The following is a 22251-nucleotide window of genomic DNA, read 5'->3' as shown; positions in this document are numbered from 1 at the left end:
ATTTAACCGCCGTTCCTTTCATAACACGTGAGCACCGACGCGCAAGCCTGACAACGAATGCGAGGGTTTGTCGACACGCTGAAAGAACCGCGACTGGCGGTTCTTTTAGATTATATTCCTATTTTAGATAAACTGCTTCATTATTATTGGACAGTACCATAATCAAAATCAATATCTTTCTTGTCTAAATCCCCTTAAAATTTTTAGCATAGGTCATGGTTAAATGTACGTTTTTATCTATCCACCAAGTTCCATCATCAGCATTCGTATCCCAAGTAACATCTATATCTCTGCCAAAATTCTCAAAAAACACCAAATTCCCAACAGCTACTGTTTTTCCGTTGATCTTGTAATATATTAGAACAATTTTCTTATCAAATATACCTGTCCCGTGCTTTACGATTGTTAAACTATAAGGCTTATTAGGACAATGCTCTTCAAGTATAATTTCAGGATTTAAAAATAAAACATAACAAATGATTAGAATTGGCACAATCATTAACATTTTTAAAGATTTTTTATTGATATTTACCCCCTCCAACATAGTCCTCCCTTTTAACAATCCATTTCATTTGGGATACACCCCCATCATTTGAACGTACTTCCTATGAAATGAAAACCGGTAAGTATCGAAATGGAAAAAAGGGATCTTCTTATTAAAAACCTTGCAAGGTGTAAGTGAAAAAAATAAACAATACAATTATCGTTACGACAATAATTGTTTCTTTAATATAATGTTTATCATCTTCATGCTCGTGTTTCTTTTTTTTAAGCTCTTCTCTATATTTTCTTTGAACCTCTTTCATCTTTTCATTCATTTTCATGATTAAACTCCTTTGAAGTCCAGTTGGTTTACATGCCCCTGCAATTTTAATACTTTACAAATAATTACACCAGTAAAAAAAGGATTAGCAATGCTTTACACTCAATCGTGCAGCTTTTTAAGTACGGCAGTGGGCTCTCTTTTATTATATTCCATCACCTTTAGACGCATTTTCCTATGAAAAAAATCGTGGTTTTCCTATAATATTTAACGAATCCAATTTTTAGATTGTCGTCTTTAAGGTTTTTTATTTTGAGGTATACAAAAACAATCATTTAAAGGATGAAAGCAGTGAAAAAGAATTCCAAGATGAAGCAAAAAAAGTGTTAAACGATCCTGAAACATTCCTTGCAGCTAAAGACGGTGAAGTAACTGATGAAATTTTACAGGCTGCTTTGGAGATTATAACGGAGCAATTAAAGGAAAGACGGAAATCAGATAAATAAACGCCGTTAGTTTATTATTATTTATTTCTGTTTATTATGTTTAATTCTGTTTACTAATAAGATTTAGATTCTCATTTATGTTATACATATTTTACATGACTAATATGTATAACTCCATTAGTTCTTGTTCAATAATCGCGCCCGATTGTGGAAGATCAGTTATTGAACGAAAGCCCCCGATAGTTGAATAAGAAAAAGCAAAGAACTTGCAATTTCTCAAATACATCCAGCAAATTTTCAATGTTGTTTTTCATACATACTAATAAACTTTACAAGACAAACTGAATTGACTATAGTCTAATTAGACCAAATTGATGTAAAGAAGTGAAAATTAGATGATAAAGTCTTTTTTAATGTTGGGGCAGTCGAATATGGCGGGCCGTGGATTTTTGAATGAAGTAGACCCTATCTATAATGAAAAAATAAAAATGCTGCGCAATGGACAGTGGCAGATGATGACAGAGCCGATTAATTACGACCGTCCGGTTTCCGGCGTTGGTCTGGCGGCATCTTTTGCAGATGCATGGTCGAAAGCTCATCCCGATGAAGAAATTGGCTTGATCCCTTGTGCGGAAGGTGGCAGTTCATTGAATGACTGGCATCCGGAAGGCATCCTTTTTCAGCATGCTTTGGCCGAAGCCCGCTTCGCTCTCCGGTCCAGTCAAATTTGTGGAATCCTTTGGCACCAGGGTGAGAGTGACAGTTATCGTTCGCTACATGAAACTTATTACGAGAAATTAACCCTTATCATCGAGACGCTAAGAAACGAGTTGAAACTTGATGAGGTACCGTTGATTATTGGAGGGCTTGGTGACTTTCTTGGGAAGACCGGTTTTGGACAGCACGCGACCGAATTTCGACAGGTTAACGAACAATTGCTGCGTTTTGCTAATGAACAACAGAATTGTTATTTTGTTACTGCATCAGGTTTGACTGCTAATCCTGATGGCATTCATTTAGACGCAGCTTCACAACGCAAATTCGGTTACCGCTATTTCGAGGCTTTTTCGAAAAAGCACCATATCCTGAAACCCATTTCGGGAGAGGAGCAATCACTGAAAGTGAATGGTGACTATTCTAAAACAGAACAGATTTACCTCCATAGTATGGATTTGGCTTCGGGTAAAATCACGTACGCGGAATTTGAGGCGCGGATGGCGAAGGTGATGAAGCCATAATTCCCTTACTTATCCTTGGCTTGCTAATCCAAAACCCTGGAGCTCACGGCTATGAACTTCTGGCCTTAATGGAAAAACGTCATTACAAATACATTGTTAACTACACGAAAGGTTCATTTTATTACAATCTGCAGCAACTTGAAGAAAAGTGTTTTATTGAACAGATTCAGCAGAAATCCTCAACCAGTGGGCGTGAAATCCGTAACTTTAAAGTCACAGAATCGGGAAGGGCAGAATTCGAAAAATTAATGATCAAATACGGCACCAAATCGGAATATGTGAACCTGCAATTTTATGGGGCGTTACTCTTTGCCGATGAATTCGACAAAAATAAATTACTGGATCTGATCCAATCACAAATCGACCAGACTAAAACTCGAATCGAGCTCCTTGATGAATACCTGTCCATCACTCAAGAAATCCCCGGCACAATCAATTACTTTCGCCGTATGAACGAAAATTCCCGTTCACATCACTTGGTTAATTTAGAGTGGTTCGAAAAATTGAAAGCAGAAATAGAGTGAACTATTGCATAATAAAAAAATGTAATGTTAAATATATAAGAATATTAGTTACCTAAATATAAAACCTGTGTCGTAGATATCTAGTAACATCATTGATACAGGTTTTATACTCCTTCTTTAGTAAACCCGCTAATAGGGTTGTCAACACTTGCCCCCCAACAAGAGCAAGTGACACTGCCCCCCGTTTTACCGATGTTTAAGGCTGATTCCAAAACATCGTCGAAGCAGCTGGTATTACTCCTGCTCCAATAAGAATAATGGCATTCCCGATAAGACCAACAAACTTTGTCCTACCGCTCTTACTTACAAGTGCAACAATAAATCCAATTAACGGTAGAACAATCGAAAAGAATATCATAACTGGTCCTGAAAAAAGGTCCTCATTAAAAAACGAAATTCCAAAAACCATCAACGAGATCAAGAAAAATAAAATTGAAATCCCACCTAAGTTTTTCATCATCCCCATCCTTTCTTAAACATCAACTAACCATAAACATAATCTTGGGTGAAAGACAAATTAATAGCGGACGATTTAGTTGAGTAAATAACAATGATCATTCACTTGTCTACGATATAGAGGCGTATAAAGATGAATTCCCTCATGGAAGAATTCCAATTGCAAATAAGCTTGACTATGAGGGCAATTCAATAGGGAAAGTTCATTTTTGGGATCATGAATCTGCAAATGAACGGGACGCATTTTATTTTGGTTGCGTAAAGCTTTACTGACTTTTTTGATAAATCTGGAAATTCCCTTTCCTTTATGGACTAATGTTGATCGGCAGAGAAAGTTGAAATACTTTCCATCGGAAGATAAATTGAGGCTTAGAAATAAAAAGATCGCAAAGCTATCTTGAAGAAGCTTCACGGTCTTTGGGTCTTTTTTTGCTAAGGCGAAGTCAATGGATTTCCAGCGGAAACCGCTGCACATACATCCATTGATTTTTATTTTGATAGTGGTTTCCTCAACTCTTACGATCATTGTGTCTGAGATGATAAATGCATTTGGGTTTACCCAAGACATAGGGGTTTTATGAGCATGTATACCACACAACAATGAAGTTGAAGGAACTTGCACGTTTCAATCAGCATTGGGACCAAAGGGATGTTGATGTTCCTCTGCTCTACTATTTAGTATTCGATAGCTGGACTCTCCAATATGAAGCGGAATATCCAGCTTCTCTAAATTTGGCATTCCATTTTTTAAGAAAAGCTCTTTATCTTGATATCTCTGTAATACTTCTCCCACAACCCACTCTTGATCGCCCAAAGTGGATATACTGTGTACTTTACACTCATAAGCAAAATACGCATCTGTTAAAATCGGTATCTCAGCTTTTCGTCCTTCTTCGTATTGAATATGAAATGCTTCAAACTTATTTATATCTCTGCCGCTATGTGTGCCTAATGCTTGAATGAATTCCGAACATCTCCCTGGAAGAAAATTCACACCGAAAACACCGCTTTTTTCAATCATTTTGTAAGTATATGTCCCTTTGCCTATTGAGACCCCATACATGCCAGGAGAAGATCCAATATACGTGTGCCATCCAGAAGCCATTGCGTTTTTTTCACCTTCATATTGAGCCGTAACGACAGCTACCATTCCAGGGTAGGAGTACCAAGTTGGTTCGTCTATCGGCGCTCTCATATTCATCGCTCCTTTTGTTTTAGATTTATTTTTTATTAGAATTTGAAATACGATAAAACGTGTTTCAACGTCTTTTTGTTGATATCCTCCAATAATGGAAGTCACTGCAACACATTTTGTAAGTTATACGCATCCAATGGAAAATGTTCTGTAATCCCAAGTCCTGCAACATCATAGGCTTTGGCTACATCCTGGCATTTCTTCAAATGGATCATTCGTTTTAGGTGCAAGCCCGTTAAATAAATGGGCTCCAAGTACATACGGAGGGTTGTTTGCGCCTTGCCATTGCCGCATAAGTAAGCGAAGCGTCTTACCTCTTTTATTTTTCATCTTATACATCCTTCCTTTTACAAATTCATAAGAACGATGCATAAATCATAAACCCTATAGCAACGATAGGGTCAAGGGGTTCGTTATTTTTTCCGCACTCTAAATTCTGTGAGGAAGTCTTCTTCTCTTAATGAGTCGTAGCTGTTTGGAAGAGAAATTTGATATACTTTTTCATCCGTTTGGATGCCATGAGATTCAATAAAATGGTACAGTTTTTGATAGTATGAAAAATAATTTGTTACAGAGCAATCAAATGAGATACACACATATTCACCGGATGGGAAAGAATCGATCGTCATGTTTTGTCCTTCTATCTCTATCTTTACTCCATCATGAATGGTCGTATAAACACTGTTGCAATAAATATCACCGGAATCTTTATAAGGCTTTAAATCATAAATAAGTCCATAATAGTTATCAACCATATCTCCTCTCTCTTCAAGGACTTCAGCCAATTTTCGGTAATACAAATCTGATTGGTCATGAGGATTCACTTGAGGTGTCGCTGCTTTTAAAATGGTTTGGCCTTCTATATGTCGAACATAAACTAGACCTTCTTCTTTTTTAGTGCGTATCTCCACTTGTTCATGAAGCTGGTTCTTTCTTCTATGAAGCAATTGCCTGGCACGTTCGAGTCTTTCCATTTCACGTTCAATCACGCTTTCTTGCTCGTCAAGAAAGGTTTGCATCCGTTCAGGGGTACATGTATGTGAGATAATGCGCTTAATGTCTTCCAAAGGTGTTTTAATACATTTGAGATATTTTATGATATCTAAATAAAAGAACTGTTTAACATGGTAATATCGATAGCCATTATCCTGATCTGTATAATAAGGCTTGAAAATCCCGATCTTATCATAATAGCGCAATGTTTGAATTGAGATGTGATTGAGACGGGCTGTTTCCCCAATCGAAAAGTATTCCTTCATCAAACTCATCCTTTCTTCTTTGTTCGTTCTTAAAAATTTCATTATGCACGATGACAGTCAAAATCCTAACTGAACGATCTCCGAGAAAAAAACCGTTTTAAGACAATCTTCTTTTTCCTCCAGTTCGTTTTTAATCCTACGTCTAATCTTGTCTACAGATGATCTACCGTCAGATCTTCCTGAGTAAAACCATCCCTTTCTTTACCACTTTAATAATATAGTAAAAATGGTAACCCTTGATTTTAAAGATTTTTTAAGGCTTTGAAATAAAAAGGATCTCTAGAAACCCATTTTAGAACAAATAAAAAGAATCCATTTCGAAAAATGTTTGATCAAAATGGATGTCTTTTTTGTGAATTCGTATACATTTTTTATAAAAAAGGTTGATCATTAATGACTTAAAAGTAAACCTATATAAATACAGTGTCTCTTTGTCATTATTATTTCCGCAAAATCTTCTCCATCGATTTCCCCTTTGCTAGCTCATCGATTAATTTATCCAAATAGCGGATTTCCCGCATCGTTGATTCTTCGATATCTTCCACTCGGACGCCGCAGACTACACCTTTGATCAAAGCCCGTGAAGGATTCAGTTGGGGGGCTTTCGCAAAGAAGGTTTCAAAGTCTGTCTGTTTTTCCAGTTGCCCTTCTAACTCTTTCTGGCTATATCCTGTCAACCAACGAGTGATTTCATCGACTTCTGATTTTGTGCGTCCTTTTTTCTCAGCTTTCGAAATATAATAGGGATAAACTTTTGCGACACTCATTGTATAAATCTTATGTTTAGTCATGATAATCCTCCTTTGTGGCTTGTTTGGGGAATAGTTACAATTCAGCTATTAACATAATTGTATCAAATTTTATTTCGATGCCACATATGTTTTTGACTTCAAAGCTTGATACAAAATAAGCACCACCTTTCGCTATAGAAAGATGGTGTTTTTATATTCAAAATCCTCATCTCTAAGAGTAAGATTCATATTCAGATGAGCAAGGATTTGTTCACCGGATCATTTCCGTATAGTGGTAAAATTTTCACTAATTATGACTTTAGGAAAGATATGATGAATGCAGATCTATGAGTTAACACTTTATTAGTTTCAAAATAATCAATACCTATATTCTTACATTGACAAGAGTATGATGCCTCCTTAAAATGAAAATGATTATCAACATCACTTAGGAGGAAATACAGATGCATAGCGGGAAGATTCGTTCGAAAATTAAAATTACTTTCTTATCCATGCTCATCTTTTCTATTTTATTAGCAGGATGTACTAATGCAGGAAATTCAACAGAGATGAAAAAACATAACAATATGGTCACAATTGCTTGGCCTAGAGATATAGGCGAAATGAACCCGCATGTCTATAACCCTTCCCAATTGTTTGCCCAATCAATGGTATACGAGCCTTTGGTCACTTATGGAACTGGAGGGAAGCTTAAACCGCATTTAGCTGAGTCTTGGGATCTATCTAATGACGGTAAAGTGTATACATTTCATTTGCGTAAGGATGTCAAATTCTCGGATGGAACAACCTTTAACGCAAAAATCGCGAAAAAGAATTTCGACTCCATTTTAAAACATCCTGAGTTACATAGCTGGTTAGGATTTATAACAAAAATAGCTCAAACAAAAGTGATCGATGATCATACATTTCAATTGACAATGACTGAACCCTATTACCCAACCATTCAGGAGCTGGCAGTCGTACGGCCTGTTCGGTTTTTAGGAGAGGCTGGATTCCCTAAGGATGGCGATACATCAAAAGGTGTCGCAAAACCGGTGGGAACGGGTCCATGGGTATTGGACGAATATAAAGCTGATGAATATGCGATTTTTAAACGCAACGAAAATTATTGGGGTGAAAAGCCTAAAGTCGAGAAAATCAAGGTGAAAGTCATCCCGGACGCAGAAACAAGAGTGCTCGCATTTGAAAAAGGTGAATTGGACTTAATTTACGGTGAAGGCGTCATCAGCTTGGATGCATACAAGCAGCTGCAATCGACAGGTCAGTATGAAACTAGTCTTTCTGAACCGGTAGCGACGAGACAGCTTGTCATGAATACGAAAAAAGAACAACTTTCTGATGAACGTGTGCGCCAAGCCCTGCACTACGGTTTTGATAAAGACGCCATGGTGGAAGGCATTACCTCCGGGTTAGAAGAAAAAGCAGATCATATTTTGCCGACAACTTTCCCATACACGTCTGATATTGATGTAAAGCCAGTAAAATATGATGCAGAAAAAGCGAAAGCGTTATTAGATGCGGCCGGCTGGAAACTTCCGAATGGCAAAACGGTGCGTGAGAAAGACGGAAAGCCTCTTGAATTTAGTTTAATGTATGATTCAGCGGAATCCATTCAAAAAGCAATGGCAGAAACGCTGCAAGCAGAGTGGGCAGCGATTGGAGTGAAGTTGAATCTTGAAGGAGTAGAATTGGCGACTCAGGTTAAACGGTTCAAAGCGAATGAATTTGATATGAACTTCTTTAGCAACTATGGCGCGCCTTATGACCCGCATACCTTTGTAAACATTGTCGCGTCAAAAGGGTTTGGATTTAATGAAGCGATTTCTGCCTATCCAAACAAAGATAAGTTATTGAAGCAGATGGCAAAGGTTCCTCAAACAACTGATGAAAAAGAGCGTCAAAAGCTTTACTCATCTATTTTAACATCCCTTCAAGATCAGGGAGCCATCGTTCCGATCTCTTATATTAAAAAGACAGCGATCTACCAAAAGAATATGACAGACTTTACTTTCCCTGCCAATCGTGACGAACATCCATTTACAGGTATTCGCATGAAGCAGTAGGAGGCTTTTATGGGTATCTATATATTGAAACGAATCATGTCCATCATTCCAGTGTTTCTTTTAGCTGCGCTTCTGACAACTGGAATGATTCAACTCTCACCGGTTGACCCGGCTGAAGCGTATGTAGCCGCAGCGCATATCCAGCCAAACGATGACATTTTAGAACAAAAGAGACATGAGTTTGGCTTAGATCAACCATTCTTTATCCAATATGTAAACTCTATTTTGAAGATATGCCAATTCGATTTTGGCATATCTTATGTTTCGAATAAGCCGGTTTGGGACGAGGTTGCCCTCCGAATGCCAGCAACGATCGAACTTGCGCTTGGGAGTTTATTGATCGCGGTGCTTGTCAGTGTGCCTCTCGGCTTCTTTACTGGAATCAAAAAAAATCGCGCAATTGATCATATCAGTCGCTTCATTTCCTTTTTCGGGGCATCCATTCCGACTTTTTGGTTAGGGTATATGTTGGTTTTTTTCTTTTCTGTTCAATTAGATCTTTTTCCAGTAGAAGGAATTGGGACATGGCAGCACCTCGTACTGCCGTCAATGACGCTGGCGCTTCCTTTAATTGCAATGTATACAAGGCTTTTGCGCGCCAGTGTGATAGAAAACCTGCAAGAACCGTATGTCCAATACGCAAAAATCAGAGGACTGAAGAATAAAAGCATTATGGCTAAGCATGTATTGAAAATGGCCATTTCTCCGATGATTACAGGCCTAGGAATGAATCTTGGCAAACTTCTCACCGGAACCATTATTGTTGAAGTGGTTTTTTCTCGGCCTGGCTTTGGCCGTTATTTTATCGAGGCCATTTTCAATCGTGACATCCCTGTCATTCAATGCTATGTGTTCATAGCCGCCGCCTTTTTTATATTGAGCAGCTTAATCGTTGATCTCATTCAAATGTATATTGATCCGCGCATTTCCAGGAAAGAAGGGCAGTATCGATGATTACAAGCATACGCAGGATATACAAAAGTCAAAAAGTGATAACGGCATGCATCACCATACTATCCATTCTGTTTCTCATCGCTGTATTTGCCCCTTGGATTGCGCCGAATAATCCTGTTGCTGTTCATTTGGCATATAAGCTGCACCCTCCATCCTTGGAGTTCCCTTTAGGAACTGACCATTTAGGAAGATGCAACTTATCCCGCCTTTTGTACGGAACACGGATTTCTTTGGGATTTGCAATGCTCATTTTTATTTCCTCACTCGTGATCGGTCTCATTGTCGGTACGATTTCAGGATATAAAGGCGGATGGGTTGATCAGCTGTTAATGAGATTTTGTGATGGTGTGATGGCCTTTCCAAACTTAATTTTAGTTCTTGGTCTAGTGGGCATATTCGGCCCTGGACTTCCTCAAGTCATTCTTGCCCTCATGCTGGTGCAATGGGTCTATTATGCGAGAATCTTTAGAGGAATGGTGCTTAGCCTGAAAGAGGAAAACTTTATTAAAGCCGCAAAAATCAATGGATCATCACAATGGAAGATTCTGAAAAAACATATCATACCTAATGTGCTCCCTCCCCTCGTTGTCATGGGTACATTGGAAATGGGCTGGGCCATTATGGACATATCTGCTATGTCGTTTCTTGGATTAGGCGTCCAGCCCCCGGCTGCGGAATGGGGAGCGATGATTCATGAAGGTAAATCGTATATTCGGACGAACCCTGAGTTGATGATTTATCCAGGGCTGATGATCATGGTTGTCGTTATAACATTCAATTTATTGGGCGAGAGTTTATCAGAAAAATACGGAGTTAAACGTCGATGATAAAAAGGAATGAGGAAGTTGGGAACAGAACAATCACCGGTGCTCAAAGTGAGAGATTTGCATGTACAGGCCAAAACGCAAAAAGGAGTTTCAACCCTAGTGCAAGACGTCAATTTCGAACTGAAGCGAGGTCAAATCCTTGGCCTGATTGGTGAGAGCGGATGCGGAAAAACAGTAACGGGCATGTCCATTCTTCAGATGCTTCATCAGAAAACAACCAAGGTGGAAGGAAGCATTTCCTTACAAGGCCGAGAATTAAACGGATTGGCAGATCAAGAAATGCGCAAAATCCGCGGCAAAGATATGGCCTATATTATGCAAAATCCGATGAACGCTTTTACACCCGTTTTTACGATTGGCCATCAATTGATCGAAACCATTCGCTCTCATACCTCTGTTACCAAAAAGCAGGCAAAGGAGCTTGCAATCGAAGCATTGCATCATGTGAGCTTATCCAATCCTGTTAAACTTTTAAAATCTTACCCTTTTCAATTAAGCGGCGGAATGCTTCAACGGGTGATGATTGCAACCGCTGTTTGCTTACATCCGGCCATTCTGATTGCGGATGAACCCACAACTGCACTAGACGTCAATAATCAGAAGACCGTGCTGAAACATTTAGATGACCTGCGCTCTACATGTGGAACGGCGATTTTGCTCATCTCTCATGATCTGGGCGTCATTGCTGAAATGGCGGATGAAGTTGCTGTGATGCAGAAAGGAAAAATCGCAGAAAAAGCAGATGTGTTTCAGCTGTTTGATGCACCAAATCATGAATATACAAAGAAGCTATTGGATGCACGTTTGACATTGCCAATAGATAAACGTTCCATTGGATCATGTTGACAGAATTTGATACGGGGTGATGAAGTGAGTTTATTACAAGTGAGAGGAGTTAGTCATTGTTATGGGGCTCGGACATTGTTTAAATGGCAAACCCCATCTAAACAAGTCCTTTCCGATGTCAGCTTTTCGATTGAGCAGGGTACATGCTTAGGCATGATTGGGCCAAGCGGAGCCGGTAAGAGTACATTGGGAAAAGTATTGCTTGGGTTAGAACGGCCGCAATCAGGTCAAATCCTTTTCCAAGGCCATGATATGTATAGCGCAAATAAATCGATCCGGCGAAAAATCCGTCGTGACCTTCAAGCTGTCTTTCAAGATTCATACTCGTCCGTCAACCCGCGAATGACAGCGGAACGGATTATCGCAGAACCATTAGAAAACTATGAAACACTTACAATAGCGGAACAAAGGCGAACCATCATCGAGCTGTTGGAAAGAGTAGGCTTAAGTGAACAGGATTTAACAAAATACCCGCACCAATTCAGCGGCGGTCAATTGCAGCGGATCAATATCGCTAGAGCAATCTCGCTCAAACCGAAGCTGATCGTATTAGACGAATCAGTCAGCAGTCTGGACATGGTAACCCAAATGCTTATACTCGATTTGTTAAAAGAGCTCAAAGATGAGTTTGGGTTATCGTATTTTTTTATTACGCATGATTTGAAAGCCGCTTATCAATTGAGTGACACACTAGGTGTACTGGATAACGGAAAATTAGTTGAACTTTACGAGTCCAAACATCAGTTCTTTGCGTCAGACCATCCAGCAGTAAAAGAGATGAAAAGCTCCATACTTGCAGAACACCCGCGCTTTCGTTCGATAGGAACAAAAACGGTTCAGCGATAAACTTGCTTAAGCCCTTTCATTACGTCAACTAGCAATGCCTCTTTCCGATGACAAAGGCAATGAAATCGTTCTTCGGTCAGCCTGATCACCGGCGCAATCAATCAGCACGAACACTGATAAACACAAAAAAGCTGGCGCCAAACGAGCACCAGCTTGATACTCTTTATGGTATAACCCCCCAGGCATCAGCACACCACGCAAACTTAATTTCCCTTGACTTTTAATTGGATACTGTTGGACTGATAGACGAGCTTCACTTTGTACTTGCTTGGCAAGCCCGTGGTTTCGATTGAAGAAAAGGATCCATTACGCTTATGACAGGTGATGATCGCGGGTCCGTCCTCCGGTATATAATTGTCCGAAAAATGGAGACGTAATGTCCCTTTTAATTTTTCTTTGCCCTTGATTTTGAGCAGATTATGCTTACCGCTGAGATTGAGTTCAAGTATACCCTTGGCTGATTGTTTGTAGTCTCCGCCGATGATCAGTTTTCCTGAGACACCTTCCTTCAGGATGCCTCTGTTGTTTGAAACATCACCTCTCCCAAAAGCTGTCTCGGAGCCGCCCTCAAGCGTACCCTGATTAATCCGCGTGCCGCCAGAGTATGTATTGTTCCCCTCCAGCTTTAACGTGCCTGTCCCCTTTTTGGTCAGCTTTTCGATGCCGGAGATATCGTTGCGCCAGCGATCGAGTGCATAGAAGCCGCCTTTGGAAGAATCCATAAAAGCGCCATAGCCATCAGCGCGGAAAAGAGATCAAGCCTTCCCCACCCTTCTGCATCATCAAGAACAGGATAGCCGGAAGAGGCGAAAAAGCTGCTGACTCCTCGTCAGCAGCTTTTTCAGAGACATCTGAGTAATCACTCTCTACAAAGGTAGACGTTATCCCTTTCTATCTATTTTCACAGTAAAAAAAAGAAATAATACACTTCATGGGCATGTTACTCCCCAATTAATGCGCCATCATCTCATGGGCAATATCATGTCCGTCCATTTCTGACGGATAGTAGGTAGGCCAGTTTTTGACTTCATCAAGTAAAGCTTCACGGTCAGCACCCCAATACAGATGGTAATGACTAGCTTTAGTCGGATAGATACTATGATCACTAAACTGAATATACTGAGGAAGGCCTTCAGCTTTTTTATCCAGTTTGAAAATGTATCTTACCCCTCTATTGCCCGCATCATATGTTAAAATTTCATACCCGTCATAAGTATACTTACCAGAATATTCTTTTCCGTTTTTGAAGAACTTTACAGTATCTTGCTGGATTAAGATACGGTCAACATCTGTTTTATACCCTTTTTTATAATACTCTTTATATTCTTCAGCTGTCTTGTCACCTTCATGTTCTGATTTATGTGAAAATACTTCATCAAGAGTGCCATCTTGCAGGTACGGATATACTGATTGCCAGTCTCCTTCCCAATCAGAAAGTGACCGATCCTTTACTTGGCTGTTTTTAAAATAGCCTTCATAAATTTTTTCTGTCTCTTTATCATGTGCATGTGCATGACTATGATCGTGTTCATGATCATGATCATGAGATTCAGATGTTTGCTCTTGGGTTTTAGAAGAGTTTTCTGAAACTGATGAACTTGTTTTATGAGACTCACCTTTTGATGAATCTGAAGCCTGACATCCTGCCAATACTAGTAATGAACCAATCGTTAATATACCTAACCTCTTACCAAATAAAATTCCCATTACAACACTCCTTCTCATTAAAACGAAATAATTACGATTTGTATTATACAACGATCTTGTTAAAATATCAAAGGGAAAATGACTGAATCATGACTGAGTGCACTTTCCAGCCCCTCTCTCCTTATAAACACCGTGCGTCTGACTTGCCTACATCCGATCAATAAATTAAGTCCTTTAAAAGTGGAATCATTCCTAAGTTTTCGTTTCAAAGATACCCTATCCTTATAGAAAACCCCCTTTTAATCAGTTGTTTGTAATCATTTCATTAACTTGCAGCAGGAGCCGTTAGGCCGACGTCACCACGTACAGACTGTTTATCATTCAATTTATATTGAATATGCAATTTTTCGCGGCGCAATGTTCTTTCTGTATGCTTCAAATTCATTTAGGGAAAAGTAACGTTGATTAAAGGAGGTTAAATCAATATGGATCATCAAACATTAGCTGCTCACGAGGCTGTAGATTTACATGAAATCGTGAACTTTAAAACACTTTGTATAGCGAAATCGAAATTAATGCAGGGACTTGTGTTTGACCAAGACCTGAAAGACTTGATGCAAAACGATGTGCAGCAAGCCATTCAAGATCTTACTGATTTACAAGCGGTTTATGAGCGTGCGCCATTTCAGGCCCCCGTCCCTCAAAGCCGCCCAACGCCAATCATCAATTGAAAGGAAGGTAAGCAAATTTGAACCATGATCATTTAGACCCTATTAATTCGCTAAATGTGCCTGAACTTGCAGACACTACATTTGCATTGGATTTTCTTATACGAGCAAAAGAAGGCGTGAGAAATACAGCTGTAGCATTGACTGAAACCGCATCATCAGATGTAAGAGCCTTGTTGCGGAAACAGCTGATGCAAGGAATCGCGATGCACCAAGAGATTACAGAACTGATGATAAGCAAAAAATGGTTCCACCCGTATGAGCTGAGCGAACAATATAAACTGGATCGGCTCTCTGCAAAAAACACGATCATGGTCGGCAACATGAATCTCTTTCCTGTTGAAACAAATCGAAAAGGGATGTTTGACCGGACACCTGATGAACACTAACACTGGAGGTTTTACAGCATGAAGGCCGTAACGTATCAAGGCATTAAAAATGTTGTTGTCAAAGATGTGCCAGATCCAAAGATTGAAAAATCCGATGACATGATTATAAAAGTTACCAGTACAGCCATTTGCGGATCGGATTTGCATTTAATCCATGGATTGATTCCTAACCTGCAAGAAGACTATGTCATCGGCCATGAACCGATGGGAATCGTTGAAGAAGTTGGGCCGGGAGTGACAAAGGTGCAAAAAGGCGATCGCGTCATTATCCCTTTTACGATCGCCTGCGGTGAATGCTTTTTTTGTAAACACCAGCTGGAAAGTCAGTGTGATCAATCTAATGACAACGGAGAAATGGGCGCCTATTTCGGCTATTCAGGGGATACTGGCGGTTATCCAGGCGGGCAGGCAGAATATTTAAGAGTGCCATTTGCGAATTTTACCCATTTTAAAATTCCTGAAACCTGTGAGGAGCCCGATGAGAAGTTAAGCGTGATATCCGATGCCATGACCACCGGTTTCTGGAGTGTAGACAATGCCGGTGTAAAAGACGGCGATACAGTTATTGTTCTCGGCTGCGGGCCAGTCGGCCTTTTTGCTCAAAAGTTTTGTTGGTTAAAGGGCGCAAAGCGTGTCATAGCGGTTGACTATGTAAACTACCGCTTACAGCATGCCAAACGAACAAATCAAGTAGAAATCGTTAATTTTGAAGACCATGAAAATACAGGGAGTTACTTGAAAGAAATCACCAAAGGCGGAGCGGATGTTGTGATTGACGCTGTTGGGATGGATGGGAAAATGAGCGACCTCGAGTTCCTTGCCAGCGGATTAAAACTTCATGGCGGAACGATGAGTGCATTGGTCATTGCTTCCCAAGCCGTTCGCAAAGGCGGAACCATCCAAATTACAGGTGTGTATGGAGGAAGATATAACGGTTTTCCGTTAGGTGATATCATGCAGCGAAACATCAATATACGCTCTGGACAAGCTCCGGTGATCCACTATATGCCATACATGTTTGAATTAGTGTCAACGGGCAAAATTGATCCGGGAGATGTTGTAAGCCATGTTCTGCCGCTTAGTGAAGCTAAGCATGGTTATGACATTTTTGATACAAAAATGGATGACTGTATAAAAGTAGTGTTAAAGCCTTAAAAAACGGAGGTTACAGAAATGGAATACGCCTTACATGAAGTGCTTGAGGTCCAAGAAATGACTGCATTTAAGACCCTTTGTTTGACGAAATCCAAAACAATGAAGGCGCTGGTGTCTGATCCGAAGCTTAAAGAAATCATGCAGCAAGACGTTGACATTACGACACGACAGTTACAGGAATTTGCTTCTATTTTAACTAATGCAAAGCATGAATGAGGAGATGAATGAATCATGAATCCTATCATTGAATATCTCACCGGCATGAACGTCTTAACAGACCAAATCATTGCCATGGACTTATTGATTGCAGCAAAAAACGGAGTCAGAAATTATGCGATGGCCGCAACTGAAGCTGGGACGCCTGAAGTGAAAGAGATCCTTACCAGGCATTTGGAAGAAGCTCTCGATATGCACGAACAAATCTCAAGCTATATGATGGAAAAGGGCTGGTACCATCCTTGGAACACAGACGAACAAGTCAAGCTGAATTTAAAAAATATCGAAACTGCGATTCAGTTGCCAACCCTTTAACATACATTAGCTGAGGAGCAGTATGGATTGGCAAAACGGTTCCTCAGCTAATGTTTTTAAAAGTTGAATCATCTTTAAACTTTCGACATTTCATTTTATGTTTATCAATATATTAACTCTTCGTGAACCCGCTTCTTCCCAGCCGGTCTTCTATCGTCTGCAAAGCCTGTTCTTCATCAATCCCTTCAGCTCTGATTTGAATGTGGGTACCAGATGTAATGCCTAATGACATCACATCAATAAGGGACTTGGGCGGATTTTTGAGATCAACGGATTTCTCCTCATATAAAAGAAATATATGAGAGCGAAATTTGCAGGCTGCACGAACCAACAAAGTTGCTGCACGGGCAAAACCTGTACTTGCAATAATCGTATACTGTTTTTCAATCATGCTTCCCTGCTCCTTCTTCCCATATTAACGGTATTTATATGTTATTTTCATTTCGATGAGGAGTCAGGAGCCCTCCTTTTCATATTACCTGAGGGTACTTGTTGTCACACCGATGATGTTTGCAAATCCTCCAATCGAATAAGTAATCGAATCCACCTCTTTTTATTCACCATTTCTTGACGGGGAAATAAGCTCGAAACAACCTGTCCCCCCTCGGAGGCAAAGAATGCTACCTTGTCACTTATCTTCCGTTTTAGGCCTGTTTTTAAGCTTAGCCTCATTTTCACGTAATTTCCCATCATAATCTTCAATTTTTGTATCTAATCTTTTAATTGTTTCATCAATTTCTTTCCGCTTCTCTATGAGCCGCTGTCTTTCATCAGCCAGGATATTTTTGCGGGCTTCTACCGTACGATCTCCTTCAGTAAATAACGATGTATATTCTATTAACGCTTCAATCGATAGACCCGCATTTCGCATGCATTTAATGAATTCAATCCATTTGATATCTTCTTCATCATAATCGCGAATGCCGCTTTCTTTTCGTTTTACCGGCGGGATTAATCCGACACGTTCGTAGTATCTGAGTGTCGCCGCTGTGAGGCCGAACTGCTTTGCCACCTGCGCAATATTCATACTTTTCACCTCTCTGTCCTGCATGTTTTGAAGGTAACACTTAAAGTTAACTTTAAGTCAAGCGGAAACAAGTTTTAACAGCTGAATCTTTTTTCAAAAATTCAAGACTTGCCTTAAAGCACACTTTAAGCTCTATACTTCTCCATGCAATAAAAACAGTTTAGATGGAGGGATTGCTAAATGGCAAAAAAACAAACTGCTGGACGAGATATACGAGGAAAATCAGCGCAAAAGTTTGCTCAACTTAACGATGATGTTCTGTTCGGTGACATTTTGGCAAGAGAGGAAGAACTGTCTCCGCGGGATCGCAGCATGATTACAGTCTCAGTTAATTGCACTGGAGATGTCATAAATATCCCACCCCATGTAAAACATTGGCACGGTGCGACAAAAGACAGTTGGTTTGCGCACTTAGCCATTACACCGGGGGAAACGGTTTGGTTAGAGCCTGTTCATGATGACGTGTACCATACCTTATAAAATGTTCTCGTTTTGAGTTCATCCAAGCTCGTTATCTATCAAATTCAATTAGAGATGAAGTTTTTTTCAAAAAACCCTTGCCTTAAAGCGGACTTTAAGGTTTATCGTTATGTTGAAGATACGATAAAACATAAATAAGTGCATGTTTTTACGAACAACCACTTATGATAAAGAAAGGGTAGGTTCATATGTGTAATCAACATCAAACTCGTGTATTAAGCGTATCACATGCAAAAGCCAAATTTGAGCAAACGACGATTGAGCGAAGAGAATTACAGCCGCATGATGTCTTAATCGATATAAAATTCAGCGGCATTTGCCATTCAGACATCCATAGCGCATTTGATGAATGGGGGGGAGGCATATTCCCAATGGTGCCCGGACATGAAATTGCCGGTGTCGTAACAGCTGTTGGATCAGAAGTGACTAAGTTTGCTGTCGGGGACCGCGTTGGTGTCGGCTGTTTTGTTGACTCCTGCGGAGAATGCGAATACTGTCTCAGCGGTGAGGAACAGTTCTGCACAAAGGGCGTTGTTCAAACTTATAACTCACTAGACTACGATGGAAATCCGACGTATGGCGGGTACAGCCAAAAAATCGTTGTCACCGACAGATTTGTTGTCCGAATTCCAGACAGTTTGGAAATGGATGTTGCCAGTCCGCTATTGTGTGCAGGTATCACAACGTATTCCCCGCTGAAACACTGGAATGTTGGGCCTGGTAAAAAGGTTGCCATTGTAGGAGTTGGAGGTCTTGGACATTTGGCAATTCAATTTGCACATGCGATGGGTGCAGAGGTAACCGTCCTGAGCCGCTCTTTGAATAAAAAAGAGGAAGCGCTGGAACTTGGGGCAGATCATTACTTTGCTACAAGTGACCCAGCGACATTCACTGCATTGTCCGGGCGTTTTGACGTGATCTTAAATACAGTATCCGCGAATCTTGATGTAGACGCCTATTTATCAATGCTTCGTATTGACGGAACACTTGTAAATGTCGGAGCGCCCGCTGAGCAGGACACATACAGTGTGTTTTCCTTAATCATGGGACGCCGCAGCCTCGCAGGTTCTCTTGTCGGCGGTATTGCCGAAACTCAAGAGATGCTTGATTTCGCTGCTGAACATGGCATCGCACCTAAAATCGAAGTAATCCGCGCTAACCAAGTAGACGAAGCATACGAACGTATCCTCCAAAGTGATGTCCGTTATCGATTTGTGATTGATATTTCCACATTGTAATTCTAAAAAATGGATTAGTCCTTAAATGGGCTGACCCGCTTTTATTTAAAAGAAATTCACGAAAAACGATCTTCTTAAGCAAATGTTTTGAAGGCCGGTCAATCTTCCTGTTATTCTATGGGCATAAAGAGGGTATAGGAGGTTTTTTATATGAGCAAAAAAATTGCAGTTCTCGTTACAGACCAATTCGAAGATATCGAATATACAAGTCCGGTAAAAGCATACGAGGAAGCTGGCTATAGTGTCACAGCTATCGATTTGGAAGCTGGCAAAGAAGTTACCGGTAAGCATGGAGAGAAAGTAAAGATCGATAAAGCAATCTCAGAAGTGAATGCAAGTGAATTTGATGCACTTTTAATTCCTGGGGGATTCTCTCCGGATTTGCTCCGTGCAGATGATCGCCCTGGTGAATTCGTGAAAGCATTCGTCGAAAATGAAAAACCGGTTTTCGCTATTTGCCACGGCCCGCAAGTACTAATTGATACGGATCTCCTGAAAGGCAAAGATATCACAGGCTACCGCAGCATCCGCAAAGATTTAATCAATGCCGGCGCAAATTACAAAGATGCAGAAGTCATCGTCAGCCACAACATTGTCACAAGCAGAACACCTGATGATTTGGAAGCATTTAACCGCGAATCATTGAAGTTGTTGAAATAATGAGAAGGCACAGACTGTTTAGGTCTGTGCCTTTTTTTAAGAAAAAATGTTGCTAGCCAGGTAATCGCGTTTGCTATATCACATGAACCCCTCTATTTAAGATCCCTTATTTACATTCTGAAAGACAGCAGTTGCATCCCACACATTTAAGCCGAATTGACCTTCGGAGAATGTAGAATCATTCGTATCAATTACAAGACGATCATCTAAATAGATTTTGAAGTGATCACCCCGAGCCTCAGTTTTCAGATGATACTTTTTATTTACGTCTATCGGTGTTTTGTATTCGGCAATGACAGAAGCAGCACCGTTCTCAAATTTAAAGAATTTCACTAAGTCATGTTTCGCATCCACATTGGCAAGATAACCGTTTTGGGCATCTTTGTCAGAGCGAAACATAAGCGCTCCTGCCCCCCTTCCGTTTCCATCCTTAATAGTGATATCAGATTCATAGGTGAAGTCAGATCCGGATGCTGAAGACAAAATAAAGGAATCACCCTCCGATCTTCCTTGTTTTCCTTCAATTGTGTCGGCCCACGTGCCATTTACAGTCGTCCAGCCAGCCAAATTAGAGATGAAAGGTGATGTTCCCCATACCTTTTTTAAAGGGTATATCTTTAAAGATTTCATCTTTACACCGCCATTCGCCGCATATAATTCAAGACCGTTGCTTGATCGATCCGGGAGAATGATATCGGTTATGACCTGCTGTCCGTCATTCCCAAATACTTCAACTGAAGAGCGGTCGACAAAAATGCGCATCTTTACCCTTCCATTTACCGGTTTCAGCGGAGCTGTTTGTTTTCCGGTGTTAAAGGTCGGATTAAAGGTGACGTTCCCCGACTCGCTTCGGTCAACGAACAGTTTGGCATTTTTTCGATCATAGCCGACTTTTGTGAATTGATTTCTGCCTGTTCGAACTTTAAAACCAAATTCAGCAGCTGAACGTGGTGTCACTTGAAATTCTGCATGTAATTCATACGCATCTCCAGATAGGCCCGCTAACACATTTTGGCTTGTGGTCGATATGGTCTGATTCTTCCACTTTTTAGAGGTTCCGCGAATGGTTTGCAGCTCTTTTACTGGTGTTTGGACGACCCTGACTCCTCCAGTAAGCGCTTTCAATTTTAACTCTCTTGGAATAGACGCCGCACTTCTCCATGGGGAGGTAGGAACATCATTCGCATATTGCCAATTGCTCATCCACCCTAACCATAGCCGCCGGCCGTCTGAGGATGGAATATCGGACCAGGATACAGCCGCATAAAAGTCTTTGCCGTAATCCGTCCAGAGAACTTTGTTTGACGGATTTTCATTTTTAAAATGAGTTCCATCAAAGTCCCCTACAAAATATTGCATGCCTGATCCTCCCGAAACCGCTCCGTTTCCGACACTGACCTGCATCACCCATTTTTTTTGATTCGGATTGCCGTCTACCGGAAGCTCAAACAAATCCGGGCACTCCCATACTCCCCCATGGCTCCCTTGTCCCTGTCCAAACTCACTTGCATATGTCCACTGCTTCAGATTTTTTGATGTATAAATGAGGATTCGGTCACCGGCCGCAAGCACCATCACCCACTTGTTTTCTTTTTCATACCAAAAGACCTTTGGATCGCGAAAATCTTTTTTTCCCGGGTTCGGAATGACAGGGTTTCCAGCGTATTTCGTCCACGTTCTTCCTTTGTCATTGCTATAAGCAATGCTTTGCACTTGATGGCCTTCCCTGTCCTGTGTATAAACAGCCACAAGCGGCTTCTCTTCGCCTGTTTGAAAACCGCTTGTGTTATTTCTATCTACAACTGCGCTTCCAGAAAAGATCGTGCCTTTGTCATCCGGAGCCAGCGCAACAGGAAGGTGCTTCCACGTAACCAAATCTTTGCTCACGGCATGCCCCCAATGCATGGGTCCCCACTGAAGTCCGTATGGATGGTATTGATAGAACAAGTGATATTCTCCAGCATAATATACCATCCCGTTTGGATCATTCATCCAGTTTGCCTCCGGCGTGAAATGATATTGAGGACGATAATCCTCATCATAGTAGCTTGAATCAGCTGCCTCAACCGAAAATGCCATAGTGAATAGCAGGGTGAACATGATGATGACTTGAGAAAGTCTCTTTTTCATTTGTTTCTTCGCTCCTCTCTTCATGTTTGAACACTTCAAGAGAGACTGCTGCATAAGTTGGTCCGTTTCTGGCAATTCTCCTCTGTTTCGCTGTTAT

Annotated in this window: 25 protein-coding genes and 3 pseudogenes; 16 read left to right on the top strand and 12 right to left on the bottom strand. The window is 40.6% G+C overall.

The genetic code is table 11. From position 1 onward, the window contains the following. Positions 1-184 precede the first annotated feature (184 nt). Together JMN17_RS01780 and JMN17_RS01775 are read right to left on the bottom strand one after the other, a co-directional pair. Positions 185-541, bottom strand: coding sequence for a hypothetical protein (locus tag JMN17_RS01780; protein WP_242519850.1), 357 nt, complete (start codon positions 539-541; stop codon positions 185-187). A gap of 115 nt (positions 542-656) precedes the next feature. Continuing rightward, positions 657-824 (bottom strand): hypothetical protein, encoded by a 168-nt coding sequence (locus tag JMN17_RS01775; protein ID WP_202327120.1) that lies wholly within the window; start codon positions 822-824, stop codon positions 657-659. 274 nt (positions 825-1098) lie between these two features. Between JMN17_RS01775 and JMN17_RS01770 the strand changes: the two are divergent. From JMN17_RS01770 to JMN17_RS01760, 3 genes and pseudogenes are all read left to right on the top strand, one after another. Further along, positions 1099-1269, top strand: a pseudogene (locus JMN17_RS01770) (transcriptional regulator); the annotation flags it as partial. 335 nt (positions 1270-1604) lie between these two features. Beyond that, positions 1605-2447, top strand: coding sequence for a sialate O-acetylesterase (locus JMN17_RS01765; RefSeq protein ID WP_202327118.1), 843 nt, complete (start codon positions 1605-1607; stop codon positions 2445-2447). Then, entirely contained in the window at positions 2444-2971 is a 528-nt protein-coding gene (locus JMN17_RS01760) for a PadR family transcriptional regulator (RefSeq protein ID WP_202327716.1), read from the top strand. Before JMN17_RS01765 ends, JMN17_RS01760 begins: the two co-directional genes overlap by 4 nt. A 196-nt stretch (positions 2972-3167) precedes the next feature. On the opposite strand, the gene JMN17_RS01755 is transcribed toward JMN17_RS01760, so the two are convergent. From JMN17_RS01755 to JMN17_RS01740, 4 genes are all read right to left on the bottom strand, one after another. Then, positions 3168-3428 (bottom strand): hypothetical protein, encoded by a 261-nt coding sequence (locus tag JMN17_RS01755; protein WP_087993830.1) that lies wholly within the window; start codon positions 3426-3428, stop codon positions 3168-3170. 624 nt (positions 3429-4052) lie between these two features. After that, a complete protein-coding gene (locus JMN17_RS01750) occupies positions 4053-4622 on the bottom strand; it encodes a flavin reductase family protein (RefSeq protein ID WP_087993829.1) in 570 nt (189 codons plus the stop codon). A 413-nt stretch (positions 4623-5035) separates the two neighbouring features. Next, positions 5036-5881, bottom strand: a complete 846-nt coding sequence (locus JMN17_RS01745; RefSeq protein ID WP_202327117.1) for a MerR family transcriptional regulator — start codon at positions 5879-5881, stop codon at positions 5036-5038. 440 nt (positions 5882-6321) lie between these two features. Beyond that, positions 6322-6672 carry a DUF2200 domain-containing protein gene (locus tag JMN17_RS01740; protein WP_087993827.1) on the bottom strand — a complete coding sequence of 117 codons (351 nt, stop codon included), beginning with the start codon at positions 6670-6672 and terminating at the stop codon, positions 6322-6324. Positions 6673-7076: 404 nt separating this feature from the next. Here JMN17_RS01740 and nikA point away from each other — a divergent pair, with 404 nt between their 5' ends. From nikA to nikE, 5 genes are read left to right on the top strand one after another with little or no spacing between them, the layout of a single operon-like run. Continuing rightward, positions 7077-8696 (top strand): nickel ABC transporter substrate-binding protein, encoded by a 1620-nt coding sequence (nikA, locus tag JMN17_RS01735; protein ID WP_087993826.1) that lies wholly within the window; start codon positions 7077-7079, stop codon positions 8694-8696. A gap of 9 nt (positions 8697-8705) precedes the next feature. Continuing rightward, a complete protein-coding gene (gene nikB / locus JMN17_RS01730; protein ID WP_202327116.1) occupies positions 8706-9650 on the top strand; it encodes a nickel ABC transporter permease subunit NikB in 945 nt (314 codons plus the stop codon). Next, positions 9647-10477, top strand: coding sequence for a nickel ABC transporter permease subunit NikC (nikC, locus tag JMN17_RS01725; protein WP_202327114.1), 831 nt, complete (start codon positions 9647-9649; stop codon positions 10475-10477). The genes nikB and nikC overlap by 4 nt, the downstream gene beginning before the upstream one ends. A gap of 18 nt (positions 10478-10495) precedes the next feature. After that, positions 10496-11323, top strand: coding sequence for a nickel import ATP-binding protein NikD (gene nikD / locus JMN17_RS01720; RefSeq protein WP_202327113.1), 828 nt, complete (start codon positions 10496-10498; stop codon positions 11321-11323). 24 nt (positions 11324-11347) lie between these two features. Next, positions 11348-12169, top strand: coding sequence for a nickel import ATP-binding protein NikE (gene nikE, locus JMN17_RS01715; RefSeq protein WP_087993822.1), 822 nt, complete (start codon positions 11348-11350; stop codon positions 12167-12169). A 203-nt stretch (positions 12170-12372) separates the two neighbouring features. Here nikE and JMN17_RS01710 read toward each other — a convergent pair. Then, positions 12373-12971, bottom strand: a pseudogene (locus JMN17_RS01710) (autotransporter-associated beta strand repeat-containing protein); the annotation flags it as partial. Between the two features lie 149 nt (positions 12972-13120). Then, complete coding sequence (locus JMN17_RS01705; RefSeq protein WP_202327112.1) at positions 13121-13876, bottom strand: metal-binding protein ZinT; 756 nt, start codon at positions 13874-13876, stop codon at positions 13121-13123. A 425-nt stretch (positions 13877-14301) separates the two neighbouring features. Between JMN17_RS01705 and JMN17_RS01700 the strand changes: the two genes are divergently transcribed. From JMN17_RS01700 to JMN17_RS01680, 5 genes are read left to right on the top strand one after another with little or no spacing between them, the layout of a single operon-like run. Then, entirely contained in the window at positions 14302-14547 is a 246-nt protein-coding gene (locus tag JMN17_RS01700; protein ID WP_087993820.1) for a spore gernimation protein GerQ, read from the top strand. Between the two features lie 17 nt (positions 14548-14564). Next, positions 14565-14933, top strand: a complete 369-nt coding sequence (locus JMN17_RS01695; protein ID WP_087993819.1) for a spore coat protein — start codon at positions 14565-14567, stop codon at positions 14931-14933. Between the two features lie 18 nt (positions 14934-14951). Then, positions 14952-16088: a zinc-dependent alcohol dehydrogenase gene (locus JMN17_RS01690; RefSeq protein ID WP_087993818.1), complete on the top strand. Its 1137-nt coding sequence runs from the start codon at positions 14952-14954 to the stop codon at positions 16086-16088. 18 nt (positions 16089-16106) lie between these two features. Beyond that, entirely contained in the window at positions 16107-16304 is a 198-nt protein-coding gene (locus tag JMN17_RS01685) for a hypothetical protein (protein ID WP_087993817.1), read from the top strand. A gap of 15 nt (positions 16305-16319) precedes the next feature. Continuing rightward, positions 16320-16619 carry a spore coat protein gene (locus tag JMN17_RS01680; RefSeq protein ID WP_202327110.1) on the top strand — a complete coding sequence of 100 codons (300 nt, stop codon included), beginning with the start codon at positions 16320-16322 and terminating at the stop codon, positions 16617-16619. Positions 16620-16731: 112 nt separating this feature from the next. Here JMN17_RS01680 and JMN17_RS01675 read toward each other — a convergent pair whose 3' ends face one another. Beyond that, positions 16732-17010 carry an HPr family phosphocarrier protein gene (locus JMN17_RS01675; RefSeq protein WP_087993816.1) on the bottom strand — a complete coding sequence of 93 codons (279 nt, stop codon included), beginning with the start codon at positions 17008-17010 and terminating at the stop codon, positions 16732-16734. A gap of 237 nt (positions 17011-17247) precedes the next feature. Continuing rightward, entirely contained in the window at positions 17248-17646 is a 399-nt protein-coding gene (adhR, locus tag JMN17_RS01670) for an aldehyde stress transcriptional regulator AdhR (RefSeq protein WP_087993815.1), read from the bottom strand. Positions 17647-17826: 180 nt separating this feature from the next. Here adhR and JMN17_RS22050 point away from each other — a divergent pair, with 180 nt between their 5' ends. The 3 genes from JMN17_RS22050 (at position 17827) to yraA (ending at position 20024) form a co-directional block, all read left to right on the top strand. Continuing rightward, a complete protein-coding gene (locus JMN17_RS22050; protein ID WP_087993814.1) occupies positions 17827-18126 on the top strand; it encodes a 4-carboxymuconolactone decarboxylase in 300 nt (99 codons plus the stop codon). Positions 18127-18314: 188 nt separating this feature from the next. Next, a complete protein-coding gene (locus tag JMN17_RS01660) occupies positions 18315-19364 on the top strand; it encodes an NAD(P)-dependent alcohol dehydrogenase (protein WP_087993813.1) in 1050 nt (349 codons plus the stop codon). A 150-nt stretch (positions 19365-19514) separates the two neighbouring features. Further along, complete coding sequence (gene yraA, locus JMN17_RS01655) at positions 19515-20024, top strand: cysteine protease YraA (protein WP_087993812.1); 510 nt, start codon at positions 19515-19517, stop codon at positions 20022-20024. 96 nt (positions 20025-20120) lie between these two features. Here the strand turns inward: yraA and JMN17_RS01650 are convergent, their stop codons facing one another. Beyond that, positions 20121-22154, bottom strand: a complete 2034-nt coding sequence (locus tag JMN17_RS01650; protein ID WP_202327108.1) for a GH32 C-terminal domain-containing protein — start codon at positions 22152-22154, stop codon at positions 20121-20123. Beyond that, a pseudogene (locus JMN17_RS01645) lies at positions 22087-22229 on the bottom strand (hypothetical protein). The gene JMN17_RS01650 and the pseudogene JMN17_RS01645 overlap by 68 nt, the downstream one beginning before the upstream one ends. Positions 22230-22251: the final 22 nt, after the last annotated feature.

It is taken from the genome of Bacillus sp. RHFS10 (assembly GCF_016757475.1).
Taxonomy (GTDB): Bacteria; Bacillota; Bacilli; order Bacillales; family Bacillaceae; genus Bacillus; species Bacillus subtilis_G.
This window is presented reverse-complemented; position numbering and strand designations above follow the sequence as displayed.

Bases quoted from the DNA above. Each gene is read 5' to 3' on its own strand.
- JMN17_RS01775 (WP_202327120.1), bottom strand. From the start codon at position 824: ATGAAAATGAATGAAAAGATGAAAGAGGTTCAAAGAAAATATAGAGAA.
- JMN17_RS01765 (WP_202327118.1), top strand. From the start codon at position 1,605: ATGATAAAGTCTTTTTTAATGTTGGGGCAGTCGAATATGGCGGGCCGT.
- JMN17_RS01755 (WP_087993830.1), bottom strand. From the start codon at position 3,428: ATGAAAAACTTAGGTGGGATTTCAATTTTATTTTTCTTGATCTCGTTG.
- JMN17_RS01750 (WP_087993829.1), bottom strand. From the start codon at position 4,622: ATGAGAGCGCCGATAGACGAACCAACTTGGTACTCCTACCCTGGAATG.
- JMN17_RS01745 (WP_202327117.1), bottom strand. From the start codon at position 5,881: ATGAAGGAATACTTTTCGATTGGGGAAACAGCCCGTCTCAATCACATC.
- JMN17_RS01740 (WP_087993827.1), bottom strand. From the start codon at position 6,672: ATGACTAAACATAAGATTTATACAATGAGTGTCGCAAAAGTTTATCCC.
- nikA (WP_087993826.1), top strand. From the start codon at position 7,077: ATGCATAGCGGGAAGATTCGTTCGAAAATTAAAATTACTTTCTTATCC.
- nikB (WP_202327116.1), top strand. From the start codon at position 8,706: ATGGGTATCTATATATTGAAACGAATCATGTCCATCATTCCAGTGTTT.
- nikC (WP_202327114.1), top strand. From the start codon at position 9,647: ATGATTACAAGCATACGCAGGATATACAAAAGTCAAAAAGTGATAACG.
- JMN17_RS01705 (WP_202327112.1), bottom strand. From the start codon at position 13,876: ATGGGAATTTTATTTGGTAAGAGGTTAGGTATATTAACGATTGGTTCA.
- JMN17_RS01700 (WP_087993820.1), top strand. From the start codon at position 14,302: ATGGATCATCAAACATTAGCTGCTCACGAGGCTGTAGATTTACATGAA.
- JMN17_RS01690 (WP_087993818.1), top strand. From the start codon at position 14,952: ATGAAGGCCGTAACGTATCAAGGCATTAAAAATGTTGTTGTCAAAGAT.
- JMN17_RS01685 (WP_087993817.1), top strand. From the start codon at position 16,107: ATGGAATACGCCTTACATGAAGTGCTTGAGGTCCAAGAAATGACTGCA.
- JMN17_RS01680 (WP_202327110.1), top strand. From the start codon at position 16,320: ATGAATCCTATCATTGAATATCTCACCGGCATGAACGTCTTAACAGAC.
- JMN17_RS01675 (WP_087993816.1), bottom strand. From the start codon at position 17,010: ATGATTGAAAAACAGTATACGATTATTGCAAGTACAGGTTTTGCCCGT.
- adhR (WP_087993815.1), bottom strand. From the start codon at position 17,646: ATGAATATTGCGCAGGTGGCAAAGCAGTTCGGCCTCACAGCGGCGACA.
- JMN17_RS22050 (WP_087993814.1), top strand. From the start codon at position 17,827: ATGGCAAAAAAACAAACTGCTGGACGAGATATACGAGGAAAATCAGCG.
- JMN17_RS01660 (WP_087993813.1), top strand. From the start codon at position 18,315: ATGTGTAATCAACATCAAACTCGTGTATTAAGCGTATCACATGCAAAA.
- yraA (WP_087993812.1), top strand. From the start codon at position 19,515: ATGAGCAAAAAAATTGCAGTTCTCGTTACAGACCAATTCGAAGATATC.
- JMN17_RS01650 (WP_202327108.1), bottom strand. From the start codon at position 22,154: ATGAAAAAGAGACTTTCTCAAGTCATCATCATGTTCACCCTGCTATTC.